We start from the raw sequence: 12,481 nt of genomic DNA on the forward strand, positions 1-12,481 counted from the left end.
CGGTGCTCGCCGTCACGGACTGACGGTGTCCCCCTGCTCAGGCCGTCCAGGCTGCTCCGGCTGCTCCGGCTCCTCCTCCCGCACCTCGGGCGCGGTCCGTCCCCGGTCCAGCGCGGCCAGCGCACGCTGGGCGAGCGGGCGGGACCTGACCATCTCCCCGAGCGTCGTCGCGCCGGTGGTGATGTCCCGGAACGCCTTCCACGCGGGCCGGAATCCGGTGATCCCGGCGTGGAAGACCCCGGGACGGCGCTCGAAGGCGGCCAGCAGCCGCTTGCCGACGCTCATCTCCACGCCCAGCCCCGCCTTGATGGCGAAGGCGTAGTTCAGGGCCTGCCGACGGGTGTCGACGGCGTCGTGGGCCTCGGCGATCCGTACCGCCCACTCCCCCGCGAGGCGCCCGGAGCGCAGGGCGAAGGAGATGCCCTCACGGGTCCAGGGTTCCAGCAGTCCGGCCGCGTCGCCGCAGACCAGCACCCGGCCGCGGGAGAGCGGGGAGTCATCGGCGCGGCAGCGGGTCAAGTGGCCGGAGGAGATGCTCGGTTCGAAGCCGGCGAGGCCGAGCCGGGCGATGAAGTCCTCCAAGTACCGCTTGGTGGCCGCGCCTTCGCCGCGCGCGGAGATCACGCCGACGGTGAGCGTGTCGCCCTTGGGGAAGACCCAGCCGTAACTTCCGGGCAGCGGGCCCCAGTCGATGAGGACGCGGCCCTTCCAGTCCTCGGCGACGGTGTCCGGCACCGGGATCTCGGCCTCCAGGCCGAGGTCGACCTGGTCCAGCTTGACGCCGACATGGGCCCCTATGCGGCTGGCGCTGCCGTCCGCGCCGACGACGGCGTGGGCCAGTACCGTCTCCCCGCCCTGGAGGACCACGGCGACGGTGCGCCGGTCGGGGACGGCCGAGCCGTGCTGCTCCACGCGCTGCACGGTCACGCCGGTGCGCACCTCGGCGCCCGCCTGCTGGGCGTGTTCCACCAGGCGCTGGTCGAACTCGGGCCGGTTGATCAGCCCGAACAGCGTCTGCCGGGAGCGGCGGGTCCGGGCGAAGCGGCCGTTGTGGGAGAAGGTGACGGCGTGCACCCGGTCGCGGAAGGGGAGTTCGAAGCCGGGCGGGAGCGCGTCGCGGGAGGGGCCGATGATGCCGCCGCCGCACGTCTTGTAGCGGGGCAGTTCCGCCTTCTCCAGGATCAGCACCCGGCGGCCGGCGACGGCCGCCGCGTAGGCCGCCGAGGCGCCCGCGGGTCCCGCGCCGACCACGACGACGTCCCAGACCCGCCGCTCATCCTCCGCCGAAGTGTTCTCGCCGCTCACGATGGTCCATCGCTCCGATCAAGCCGCTGCCGCTCCCCCGGTGCACCGGATGACATGGGGCGGGGGACCCTCATGTCCCTCGCATCCTACGGCCGGTCCCCGGCTCGGACCGCTGTGGGAGGATCGGTGTATTCCAGCAGTTCAACGTCGTAACCCCATGAGGAGTCGTGCCCATGTCGTCGAATCCGGTCGCCGAGACCGTCGCCTCGCTGATGCCCCGTGCCAAGGCGGAGCTGGCCGAGCTGGTCGCCTTCAAGTCGGTGGCGGACTTCGCGCAGTTCCCGAGGAGCGAGAGCGAGGGCGCCGCGAACTGGATCGTGGACGCGCTCACCGCCGAGGGCTTCACCGACGTGGCGCTCCTGGACACTCCCGACGGCACCCAGTCGGTGTACGGCTGCCTGCCCGGCCCCGAGGGCGCGAAGACCGTCCTGCTCTACGCCCACTACGACGTGCAGCCGCCGCTGGCCGAGGAAGGCTGGACCACGCCGCCGTTCGAGCTGACCGAGCGGGACGGCCGCTGGTACGGGCGGGGTGCGGCCGACTGCAAGGGCGGCCTGATCATGCACCTGCTGGCGCTGCGCGCGCTGAAGGCGAACGGCGGGGTACCGGTTCACATCAAGGTGATCGCGGAGGGCTCCGAGGAGCAGGGCACGGGCGGCCTGGAGCGGTACGCGGAGGCGCACCCGGAGCTGCTGAGGGCGGACGCCGTCGTGATCGGCGACACGGGCAACTTCCGGGTGGGCCTGCCGACGGCGACCACCACCCTGCGCGGCATGACGATGCTCCGGGTCCAGGTCGACACCCTGGCGGGGAACCTGCACTCGGGCCAGTTCGGCGGCGCCGCCCCGGACGCGCTCGGCGCGCTGATCCGCGTGCTGGACTCGCTGCGCGCCGAGGACGGTTCGACCACGGTGGACGGCCTGACGACCGACGCCCGCTGGGAGGGTCTGGAGTACGGCGAGGAGCAGTTCCGTGCCGACGCCAAGGTGCTGGACGGCGTGGAGCTGATCGGTGACGGCTCGATCGCCGACCGGCTGTGGGCGCGTCCCGCGGTGACGGTCATCGGCATCGACTGCCCGCCGGTCGTCGGCGCCACCCCGTCGGTGCAGGCGAGCGCCCGCGCCCAGATCAGCCTTCGGGTGCCGCCGGGCGTGGACGCGGCTGAGGCGACCAAGCTGCTCGTCGCCCACCTGGAGGCCCACACGCCGTGGGGCGCGCGGGTGAGCACCGAGCAGGTCGGCCAGGGCCAGCCCTTCCGCGCCGACACCAGCAGCCCCGCCTACCGGGCGATGGCCGACGCGATGGCGGCCGCCTACCCTGGCGAGACCATGCAGTACGCGGGCCAGGGCGGCTCCATCCCGCTGTGCAACGCCCTCGCCGGCCTGTACCCGGAGGCGGAGATCCTCCTGATCGGCCTGAGCGAGCCGGAGGCCCAGATCCACGCGGTCAACGAGAGCGTCTCTCCCGAGGAACTGGAGCGTCTGTCGTTCGCGGAGGCCCTGTTCCTCAACAACTACGCGGCGAGCTGACCGAGTTGACGAGAGTGCGCCCGACTGAGGCAGCGGGCGCACACCGTCAGCCGACCGGCACCCCCGCCTCCAGATACACCGCCGCCCCGCGTTCGCGTGCTACAAGGGCCCAGCGGAGGCGTTCGTAGCGGACCGGGGGGAGCATGCCGGCGGCCTCGCGTTCGGTGGCGAAGCGCCAGGCGCGCAGTTCGGGGCCGGGCAGCAGCACGTGGGCGGCCTGGTCAGGGGTGAGGCGGCCGCCGTCGAAGAGGAGGCGCAGTCCGCCGTGGCCGGGCGGGGCGGGGCGCTCCCAGTCGACCACCAGCAGGCGGGGCACCTCCCGCAGCCGGATACCGACCTCCTCGGCGACCTCCCGCATCCCGGCGCGGGCGGGGGCCTCACCGCGCTCGACCACCCCGCCGGGGAACTCCCAGCCCGGCTTGTAGGTGGGGTCGACCAGCAGCACCCGGTCCTCCGCGTCGAAGAGCAGCACCCCGGCGGCCAGGGTCTCCCCGGTCGGCTCGGGCGTCTGCACGATCTCGCACGGCCGGGCCGCCCCGCTCCCCACGGCCTCGGTGATCCGGACGGCGCTCTGGTACGGGGTGAGGCCGCTCGTGTCGACCGGGTAGGCGTCGGCGGTGAGCCAGGAGGCGAGCGCGGCGCGGTAGGGCTCGATGTGGTCGTACGCCCACTGCCGCTGGCGCGTCTCGGCGTCGGGCACAGCGGGCGATGGATCGCGTCCGGCGATGCGCTGGCGCAAAATCGTTTCGGCCGGGGCGAGCAGCAGATGGCGCACGGAGATCCGGCGGGCGGCGAGGCCACCGAAGATCTCGTCGCGGTACTCCTGGCGCAGCAGGGTCATGGGGACCACCAGGGTCCCGCCCAGCTCGGCGAGCAGCGCGGCGGCGGTGTCGATCACCAGGCGGCGCCAGATCGGCAGATCCTGATGGTCGTCGACCTCGGCGAGACGCTTGGGCGGCAGCAGTCGCGAGAGTGCCGCGCCGATCAGCTCGGGGTCGAAGAGCGTGCTGTTCGGGATCAGTTCGACCAGTTCCCGTGCGGTGGTGGTCTTGCCCGCCCCGAACGCGCCGTTGATCCAGACGACGGTCACGGTTCCCCCTCTTCTGTTGGCCCCCTGGGGCTTGCCCGCTCCACCCCGTCTCGGAAACCACGCGCAGATGAGGGCGTACAGGACGAGGCCGGGACCCCTGAGGCAAAGGTCCCGGCACTATGTTCGCGGTCTATGCCGCCCGTCACTGGCCGAGCGCGCCCTCGTCCACGTCGAAGCTGTCCTGGCTCACGATGTGGTCGATGGCACTCAGGGTGTCGTCCACCTTGAGGTCGCTGAGGGCGCCGTTCTCCACGGCGTGGGACGGGGTGAGGGCGGCCACCACGAATCCGGTGGCGAGGCTGGCGATGGCGAGCATGCTGCGCTTCTTCATGCCGGGATCAACTGCCGGACGGCCCAGGTGGTCACGCTGTACAGGTGTCGGCCGGGCGAACCGACGGGACCGAACGTGTCCGTTACGTCCCTTCCAGCAGACTCGGACACGTCCTACCGTGATCACGCACCGGGCCCGTCCCTGTCTGCCGCGGGCCGGAGGAGCGTAGGCGATGCGTCACCCTCACCCCCGCACGTCTCGCACGCGGCAGCGTGGCGTTCGAGATCTGGGCGGACGGTGTGCGGGCCGCCTCGTCGGGCGTGCTGACCAGCGCGGAGGCCGCCCGGCCGCTGACCGATGTCACCGGCGCGCGGGTGGTGCGGCTGGTCGTCACCGACGGGGGCGACGGCAGCGACTCCGACCACGCGGACTGGGCTGATGCCCGGCTGAGCTGCTGAAAGCGGACGGTGGCCACGGGGGCGTCCCCGTGGCCACGCGGCGCTCAGACCCCGGCGGCGGTCGTGTCCGGCCGGAGGGCCAGCGCGGCGGCCGCGGCGCCGACCAGGCCGGCGTCTGTGCCCATCTGCGCGGGCACGACGGTGAGCCGCTGGACGAAGGAGAGGGTGGCGTAGTCGGTGAGGGCCTTGCGCAGCGGGGCGAACAGCACGTCGCCCGCCTTGCCCACGCCGCCGCCGATCACCGCGATGTCGATCTCGACCAGGGTCGCGGTCGCCGCGATCCCGGCGGCGAGCGCCTGCGCGGCCCGCTCGAAGGAGGCCACGGCGACCGGGTCGCCCCGGCGGGCCGCGTCCGCGACGGCGGCGGCGGAGGTGTCGCCGTCCGGGCCGGGCAGCCAGCCGTCGGCCAGGGCGCGGCGGGCGATGTTGGGACCGCTGGCCAGGCCCTCCACGCAGCCGCGCGCGCCGCACGGGCAGGGTTCGCCGTCCAGGTCGACGCTGATGTGGCCGATGTGACCGGCGTTGCCGGTGGGGCCCGGGTGCAGTCGGCCCCCGAGGACCAGTCCGCCGCCGACGCCGGTGGAGACCACCATGCAGAGCGCGTTGTCATGGCCGCGCGCGGCGCCCTGCCAGTGCTCGGCCGCGGTGATGGCCACCCCGTCGCCGATCAGCTCGACCGGCAGCCCGCCCGTCGCCGCGCGCACCCGCTCCACCAGCGGGAAGCCGCGCCAGCCCGGCACGTTCACCGGGCTCACGGTGCCCGCCGAGGCGTCCACCGGGCCGGCGCTGCCGATGCCGATCACGGAGGCGCGTCCCCACAGCGGCGAGGCGGCGAGGTCGCCGAGCACCTGCTCGACGGCCCGCATGACCGTTTCGCCATCCTGTCGCGCGGGTGTCGCGCGCTGGGTGCGCGCCTGGATCCGGCCGTGGCCGTCCACCAGCGCACCGGCGATCTTGGTACCGCCGATGTCCAGGGCCGCCACGAGGTCGGTGTGCATCAGAGTCTGGTCTCCCCGTCGAGCCGTAGCTAGCGATGTGGTGGTGAGCGTCCCGGGCCGGTCGCGGTGGGGGGCGCGGGCCGGAACGGCGGTGGACAGTCTCTCTCGCACCTGACAACGTTGTCCAGGCTCTATGCTCGACGCCACACGCCGTACCAGCCCAAGATTCCCCGCACCACCCCGCGACAACCCCCGGACAACAGGACAGGACAACGCACCGTGCCCGACACCACCCGCCGAGCAGAGAGCGCCAACGGGAGCCGCTACGGCAACCGGCCCACCATGAAGGACGTGGCCGCACGGGCCGGGGTCGGCCTGAAGACGGTGTCCCGCGTGGTGAACGGCGAGCCGGGCGTCACCCCGGACACCGAGCGGCGGGTGCGGGAGGCGATCGAGGGGCTGGGCTTCCGGCGCAACGACAGCGCGCGGGTGCTGCGCAAGGGCCGTACCGCGAGCATCGGTCTGGTGCTGGAGGATCTCGCGGACCCCTTCTACGGGCCGCTGAGCCGTGCCGTGGAGGAGGTGGCGCGCTCGCACGGGGCCCTGCTGATCAACGGGTCCAGCGCCGAGGACCCGGAGCGGGAGCAGGAGCTGGCGCTCGCGCTGTGCGCGCGGCGGGTGGACGGTCTGGTGGTGATCCCGGCCGGGGACGACCACCGCTATCTGGAGCCGGAGATCCGGGCGGGCGTGGCGACGGTGTTCGTGGACCGTCCGGCCGCGCGGATCGACGCGGACGTGGTCCTGTCGGACAACTTCGGCGGCGCCCGGGACGGCGTGGCCCATCTGATCGCGCACGGCCACCGCCGGATCGGCTTCATCGGTGACATGCCCGGCATCCACACGGCCGCCGAGCGGCTGCGCGGCTACCGGGCGGCGATGGAGGACGCGGGGATACCGGTCGCGAGGGAGTGGATGTCGCTGGGGGCGACCGATCCCGAGCGGGTACGGCGGGCGACGCGGGAGATGCTCGCCGGGCCCGACCCGGTCACCGCCGTCTTCACCGGCAACAACCGGGTGACGGTCACGGTGATCCGGGTGCTCGCCGGGCAGACCCGGCCGGTCGCGCTGGTCGGGTTCGACGACTTCGAGCTGGCCGATCTGCTCCAGCCGGGCGTGACGGTGGTCGCGCAGGACGCGGCGGCTCTCGGCCGCACCGCAGCCGACCGCCTCTTCCAGCGCCTCGACGGCGCCCCCGGCACCCCGCAGCGCATCGAACTCCCGACCCGCCTGATCACCCGGGGCTCGGGGGAACTGCCGCCGGCGGACTGAGGCCGCTACCGGGGCCGGACCGCCGCCAGCTCCTCCAGCCGGGCCCGGGTCAGCCCGCACGCCGCCGTCACCTCCGCGCCGTCCAGGGCGCCGCAGTGCAGGCCCCGGAGCAGATAGCCGCTCAGCGCCCGCGCGGTGGCGGGCTCGTCCAGTACGTCGCCCCGGGTGCGGGCGGTGTAGGCGGCGAGGCGGGCCGCCGCTCGGGCGAACCCCTCCCGGTAGAAGGCGAAGACGGCCGCGTACCGGGTCGGGAGGTGGCCGGGGTGCATGTCCCAGCCCTGGTGGTAGGCGCGGGCCAGGGCGCGGCGGGTGAGCCGGTGGTGCAGCCGCCAGGCGTCGTGGACCTGTGCCGTGGGGCCGACCGGCAGCACGTTGGTGGAGCCGTCCGAGACGCGTACGCCGGTGCCGGCCGCCGCGACCTGCATCACCGCCTTGGCGTGGTCGGCGGCCGGGTGGTCGGGGGCCTGGTGGGCGGCGGAGACCCCGAGGGCGGCGCTGTAGTCGAAGGTGCCGTAGTGCAGCCCGGTGGCCCGGCCCCCGGCGGCCTGGATCATCCGGGCGACGGTGGCGGTGCCGTCGGCGGCGAGGATCGCCTGGCTGGTCTCGATCTGGATCTCGAAGCCGAGCCGCCCGGACTCCAGCCCGTGCGTCCGCTCGAAGGCGTCCAGCACCCGGGCGAACGCGCCGGCCTGTTCGGCGTACGTCACCTTGGGCAGCGTGAGGTTCAGCCCCTCGGGCAGCCCGCCGGCGGCCAGCAGCCCGGTGAGGAAGACGTCGAGCGTACGGATGCCCCGCCCGCGCACCCCCGCCTCCATGCACTTCACCCGGACGCCCAGGTACGGGGGCGCGTCCGACGCGAGCAGCCGGGCGGCGCGGGCGGCGTCCTCGTCCTCCTCGGGGTCCGGCCGGTGCCCGTAGCCGTCCTCGAAGTCGACGCGCAGGTCCTCGACGGGTTCGCGCTCCAGCTTGGCGCGGACGCGGGCGTACACCGGCCCGGCGAGTTCCTCGGGCAGCCCCAGCACGGCCGCGAACGAGGCCGCGTCCGGGGCGTGTTCGTCGAGCGCGGCGAGCGCCCGGTCACCCCACTCGCGCACGGTGCCCTCGGTGAACACGTCACCGGGGACATAGACGGTGTGGACGGGCTGACGCGTGCCGGGATCGCCGGGGTAACGGAGCGCCAGTTCCGCGTCGACGGGCGCGAGGAGGTGGTCGACCTCCTTGCCGACCTCCTCGCCGAGGCTGGTCCTCACGTGCTCCCGCCGACTCATCCCACACCCTCCGGCGTCCTCGGTACGGCATCGACAAACCGCCCACGGAAGGTACCCAGGGCCTTTCCCACGGGTCAACACGCCCCGCTCCCCTGGATGATCGATCCCGAGGTGTGCCCGCAGGTGTAGCTCCCACCCACCCCGGACAGCGCGAGGCCCCCGGAACCGGTGCGGTGCGGTTCCGGGGGCCTTCGTCAGCGTGTCGAGGTCAGCCCTTGCGGGTCTTGACCTCCTCGGTGAGCTGGGGGACGACCGCGAAGAGGTCGCCGACCACGCCGTAGTCGACCAGGTCGAAGATCGGGGCCTCGGGGTCCTTGTTGACCGCGACGATCGTCTTCGACGTCTGCATGCCGGCGCGGTGCTGGATGGCGCCGGAGATGCCGTTGGCGATGTACAGCTGCGGCGAGACCGACTTGCCGGTCTGGCCGACCTGGTTGGTGTGCGGGTACCAGCCGGCGTCGACGGCGGCACGCGAGGCGCCGACGGCGGCACCGAGCGAGTCGGCGAGGGCCTCGATCAGCGCGAAGTTGTCCGCGCCGTTCACGCCACGGCCGCCGGAGACCACGATCGCGGCCTCGGTCAGCTCCGGGCGGCCGGTGGACTCACGCGGGGTGCGGCCGGTGACCTTGGTGCCGGTCGCCTTCTCGGAGAAGGTCACCGACAGCGCCTCGGCGGCGCCGGCGGCCGGGGAGGCCTCCACGGCGGCCGAGTTCGGCTTGACCGTGATGACCGGGATGCCCTTGGTGACCTGGGACTTGGTGGTGTACGACGCCGCGAACACCGACTGGGTGGCGACGGGGCCCTCGGCCCCGGCCTCCAGGTCGATGGCGTCGGTGATCAGACCGGAGCCGATGCGCAGCGCCAGACGGGCGGCGACCTCCTTGCCCTCGGCGGAGGACGGGACCAGCACGGCGGCCGGGGAGACGGCCTCGACGGCGGCCTGGAGGGCGTCGACCTTGGGTACGACCAGGTAGTCGGCGTACTCGGACGCGTCGTCGGTGAGAACCTTCACCGCGCCGTGCTCGGCGAGGATGGCGGCGGTGTCGGCGGCGCCGCTGCCCAGAGCGACGGCGACGGGCTCGCCGATGCGGCGGGCCAGCGTCAGCAGCTCCAGGGTGGGCTTGCGGACGGCACCGTCCAGGTGGTCGACGTAGACGAGGACTTCAGCCATGGGATTGCTCTCCTGCGTAACGAAGTTGAGGGGCGGCCTGGGCGCGGGGCCTTAGATGAACTTCTGGCCCGCGAGGTACTCGGCGAGCTGCTTGCCGCCCTCGCCCTCGTCCTTGACGATCGTGCCCGCGGTGCGCGCCGGGCGCTCGTTCGCGGCCTCGACCTTGGTCCACGCGCCCTCGAGACCGACCTCCTCCGCCTCGATGCCGAGGTCGGACAGGTCCCAGGACTCCACCGGCTTCTTCTTGGCCGCCATGATGCCCTTGAACGACGGGTAGCGGGCCTCACCGGACTGGTCGGTCACGGAGACCACGGCCGGCAGGGAAGCCTCGAGCTGCTCGGAGGCGGCGTCGCCGTCACGGCGGCCCTTGACGGTGCCGTCCTCGACCGAGATCTCGGAGAGCAGCGTCACCTGCGGCACACCCAGACGCTCGGCGACCAGCGCCGGAACGACACCCATGGTGCCGTCGGTGGAGGCCATGCCGGAGATCACCAGGTCGTAGCCGGCCTTCTCGATCGCCTTGGTCAGCACCAGCGAGGTGCCCAGGGCGTCGGTCCCGTGCAGGTCGTCGTCCTCGACGTGGATCGCCTTGTCGGCGCCCATCGAGAGGGCCTTGCGCAGCGCGTCCTTGGCGTCCTCGGGACCGACGGTCAGCACGGTGACCTCGGCGTCGTCCGCCTCGTCCGCGATCTGGAGCGCCTGCTCGACCGCGTACTCGTCCAGTTCGGAGAGCAGACCGTCCACGTCGTCGCGGTCGACGGTCAGGTCATCGGCGAAGTGCCGGTCGCCGGTGGCGTCGGGCACGTACTTCACAGTGACAACGATCCTCAAGCTCACGCCGGCTCTCCTACTGCATCGTCTTTTCCGGGCTGCCTCTTGAAGTGCAGCATAGGCGTCTCAAGCGGCTGATCCCGCTCGGGGCGTCGGTGCGCTCCGACCGAAATATTACTCACCAGTACAACCAGTTCGTGCCCGCTGAGCAAGCGCTTTGGAGTGTGACCTTCGCAACGCAGCGTAACCGGGGTCGACGGTCGCGCCGAGCCGGGCCCAACCCGCTCAGTCCCGCAGGGCGTTGAAGCGTCCCTGGTGGTAGATGAGCGGCCGGCCCTCGCCGGAGGGGTCGCCGTGCAGCACCTCGGCGAGCACGATCCGGTGATCCCCCGCCGGTATCCGGCCCACGATCCGGCACACCAGCCAGGCGAGCACATCGTCCAGTACGGGCACGCCCCCGGGCCCCTCGCGCCAGCCGGTGGACGCCCCGAAGCGGTCGGCTCCGCTGCGCGCGAAAGTGGCGGCGAGGTCGCTCTGATGCTCACCGAGCACATGGACGCCGACGTGGTCGGTCCGCGCGATCGCGGGCCAGCTCGATCCTGTGGTGCCGATGCCGAAGGAGATCATCGGCGGCTCGGCGGAGACGGAGCTGAGCGAGGTGGCGGTGAAGCCGACCGGGCCGTCCTCGCCGCGCGCGGTGATCACCGCGACGCCCGCCGCGTGCCGGCGGAAGACGGAGCGCAGCAGGTCCGGTGAGGCGGGGTGGCGGGAGCCGAGGCCGGGAGTGGCCGTCATGGGGTCGTCCTTGTGCTGACGGGAGCGGGCTGATCCGGTACGGGGCCGTTCAGCGGCCGGGACAGCGGGTTCGCCCGCTCGGGGCCGGGACTCCGGGGACCTGTTCGGCGAGAAGGTGTTCGATCGGCACCGGACCAGGCTGACGACCCGCCACCGACGCCGTCAAGTCGCCGCCGGGGCCCGTCCGGCGCTCAGTCACCTTCCCGCCCGCCCACGGCCTCGCCCAGCGCGGCGATGACATCGGCCCGCCGCGGCTGCCCCTGGGCCCGCCGCACGACCTCGCCGTCCGGGCCGAGGACCAGCACGGTGGGCGTCTTCAGGACGTCCAGTTCGCGGACCAGGCCGAGGCGGTCCTCCGCGTCGATCTCGACATGGGTCACACCGGGAACCATCCGGGCGACCTCGGCGAGGGTGCGGCGGGTGGCCCGGCAGGGTGCGCAGAAGGCGGTGGAGAACTGCACGAGGGTGGCCCGCTCCCCCAGTTCGGCGCCCAGGTCGGCCGCCGTCAGCCGCCGTACGTCGTCCCGCCCGCGCACCCGTGTCCTCCGCTCCGCCGCTCGTGCGGCGCTGGTCGTTTGATCCGCCCTCAGCACCAGCACATCGAGGGCCGAATGGATTCCCGGCCTCCGAAAGAGGGGCCTGCGGACGGACGTGACGAGGATCTCGCCGCCACGGGGCACCAACACTGGTCACTCGCCCGTTCATGGGGCACGATCTGCGAGAGCCGTAAACTTACGGCTCCGTAACTTCCCGCCGGGAGCCCCTTTCCCGAGCAGAGCAGAAAGGGACCTCCCCGCATATGGCAGAGCTGGTCTACCGTCCCGTCGTCGGTCTCGCCAGGACGATGTTCAAGGTGTGGGACCTCAAGATCGACTGCCGGGGGTCGGAGAACATCCCGCGCTCCGGCGGCGCCGTGCTGGTGAGCAATCACATCAGCTACCTGGACTTCATCTTCAACGGCCTGTCCGCGCTGCCGCAGAAGCGCCTGGTGCGGTTCATGGCCAAGGAGTCGGTCTTCCGGCACAAGGTGTCGGGTCCGCTGATGCGCGGCATGAAGCACATCCCGGTCGACCGCGCCCAGGGCGAGACGGCGTACGCGCACGCGCTGGCGTCGCTGCGCGCCGGGGAGATCGTCGGGGTGTTCCCGGAGGCGACCATCTCGGAGTCGTTCACCCTGAAGAGCTTCAAGTCCGGTGCAGCGCGCATGGCCCAGGAGGCGGGCGTCCCGCTGGTGCCGATGGCGCTGTGGGGCACCCAGCGGCTGTGGACCAAGGGCCAGCCGCGCAACTTCAAGCGCAGCCACACCCCGGTCACCATCCGCGTCGGCGAGGCGCTGGAGGCGTCGCGCGAGCAGTACGCGGGCGCGATCACCCGTCGGCTGCGCGAGCGCGTCCAGGAGCTGCTGGACGCCGCCCAGCGCGCCTACCCGGTCCGTCCGAAGGGCGCCGAGGACTCCTGGTGGCTCCCCGCCCACCTGGGCGGCACGGCCCCGACGAACGAGCAGCTCCGCGCGGTCGAGGCCATCTGAGACGACGGCGGCCCGGCCGGACGATCAC

General features: G+C 73.0%; 12 protein-coding genes and 1 pseudogene. 4 read left to right on the forward strand and 9 right to left on the reverse strand.

The annotated features are described in order from the left end of the window. Window positions 1-12 precede the first annotated feature (12 nt). Window positions 13-1,305: a geranylgeranyl reductase family protein gene (locus tag ACFWN1_RS13285; protein WP_384360692.1), complete on the reverse strand. Its 1,293-nt coding sequence runs from the start codon at window positions 1,303-1,305 to the stop codon at window positions 13-15. Between the two features lie 173 nt (window positions 1,306-1,478). Here ACFWN1_RS13285 and ACFWN1_RS13290 point away from each other — a divergent pair, with 173 nt between their 5' ends. Beyond that, window positions 1,479-2,834 (forward strand): dipeptidase, encoded by a 1,356-nt coding sequence (locus ACFWN1_RS13290; RefSeq protein WP_384360694.1) that lies wholly within the window; start codon window positions 1,479-1,481, stop codon window positions 2,832-2,834. Window positions 2,835-2,880: 46 nt separating this feature from the next. Here ACFWN1_RS13290 and ACFWN1_RS13295 read toward each other — a convergent pair whose 3' ends face one another. Both ACFWN1_RS13295 and ACFWN1_RS13300 read right to left on the reverse strand, forming a co-directional pair. Continuing rightward, the gene (locus ACFWN1_RS13295) at window positions 2,881-3,924 is read right to left on the reverse strand and encodes an NUDIX domain-containing protein (RefSeq protein ID WP_384360696.1); all 1,044 of its coding nucleotides are present in this window, start codon (window positions 3,922-3,924) and stop codon (window positions 2,881-2,883) included. Window positions 3,925-4,066: 142 nt separating this feature from the next. Beyond that, the gene (locus ACFWN1_RS13300; RefSeq protein ID WP_384360698.1) at window positions 4,067-4,255 is read right to left on the reverse strand and encodes a hypothetical protein; all 189 of its coding nucleotides are present in this window, start codon (window positions 4,253-4,255) and stop codon (window positions 4,067-4,069) included. A 200-nt stretch (window positions 4,256-4,455) separates the two neighbouring features. Between ACFWN1_RS13300 and ACFWN1_RS13305 the strand changes: the two are divergent. After that, window positions 4,456-4,653, forward strand: a pseudogene (locus ACFWN1_RS13305) (NPCBM/NEW2 domain-containing protein); the annotation flags it as partial. Window positions 4,654-4,697: 44 nt separating this feature from the next. On the opposite strand, the gene ACFWN1_RS13310 reads toward ACFWN1_RS13305, so the two are convergent. Next, complete coding sequence (locus tag ACFWN1_RS13310; RefSeq protein WP_130335567.1) at window positions 4,698-5,651, reverse strand: ROK family protein; 954 nt, start codon at window positions 5,649-5,651, stop codon at window positions 4,698-4,700. A gap of 219 nt (window positions 5,652-5,870) precedes the next feature. On the opposite strand from ACFWN1_RS13310, the gene ACFWN1_RS13315 reads away from it, so the two are divergent. After that, window positions 5,871-6,920, forward strand: a complete 1,050-nt coding sequence (locus tag ACFWN1_RS13315) for a LacI family DNA-binding transcriptional regulator (RefSeq protein ID WP_384360700.1) — start codon at window positions 5,871-5,873, stop codon at window positions 6,918-6,920. 5 nt (window positions 6,921-6,925) lie between these two features. Here ACFWN1_RS13315 and ACFWN1_RS13320 read toward each other — a convergent pair whose 3' ends face one another. From ACFWN1_RS13320 to ACFWN1_RS13340, 5 genes are all read right to left on the reverse strand, one after another. After that, entirely contained in the window at window positions 6,926-8,188 is a 1,263-nt protein-coding gene (locus tag ACFWN1_RS13320) for a DUF6986 family protein (RefSeq protein ID WP_384360702.1), read from the reverse strand. Window positions 8,189-8,396: 208 nt separating this feature from the next. Then, complete coding sequence (locus ACFWN1_RS13325; protein WP_384360704.1) at window positions 8,397-9,359, reverse strand: electron transfer flavoprotein subunit alpha/FixB family protein; 963 nt, start codon at window positions 9,357-9,359, stop codon at window positions 8,397-8,399. A gap of 51 nt (window positions 9,360-9,410) precedes the next feature. Then, window positions 9,411-10,196: an electron transfer flavoprotein subunit beta/FixA family protein gene (locus ACFWN1_RS13330; protein WP_384360706.1), complete on the reverse strand. Its 786-nt coding sequence runs from the start codon at window positions 10,194-10,196 to the stop codon at window positions 9,411-9,413. 219 nt (window positions 10,197-10,415) lie between these two features. Beyond that, a complete protein-coding gene (locus ACFWN1_RS13335) occupies window positions 10,416-10,925 on the reverse strand; it encodes a flavin reductase family protein (protein WP_384360708.1) in 510 nt (169 codons plus the stop codon). A 191-nt stretch (window positions 10,926-11,116) separates the two neighbouring features. Further along, the gene (locus ACFWN1_RS13340) at window positions 11,117-11,521 is read right to left on the reverse strand and encodes a TlpA family protein disulfide reductase (RefSeq protein ID WP_384360716.1); all 405 of its coding nucleotides are present in this window, start codon (window positions 11,519-11,521) and stop codon (window positions 11,117-11,119) included. A 203-nt stretch (window positions 11,522-11,724) separates the two neighbouring features. Here ACFWN1_RS13340 and ACFWN1_RS13345 point away from each other — a divergent pair, with 203 nt between their 5' ends. Continuing rightward, a complete protein-coding gene (locus ACFWN1_RS13345) occupies window positions 11,725-12,453 on the forward strand; it encodes a lysophospholipid acyltransferase family protein (RefSeq protein WP_384360710.1) in 729 nt (242 codons plus the stop codon). Window positions 12,454-12,481 lie beyond the last annotated feature (28 nt).

This window comes from Streptomyces sp. NPDC058459, from assembly GCF_042721685.1.
GTDB lineage: Bacteria > Actinomycetota > Actinomycetes > Streptomycetales > Streptomycetaceae > Streptomyces.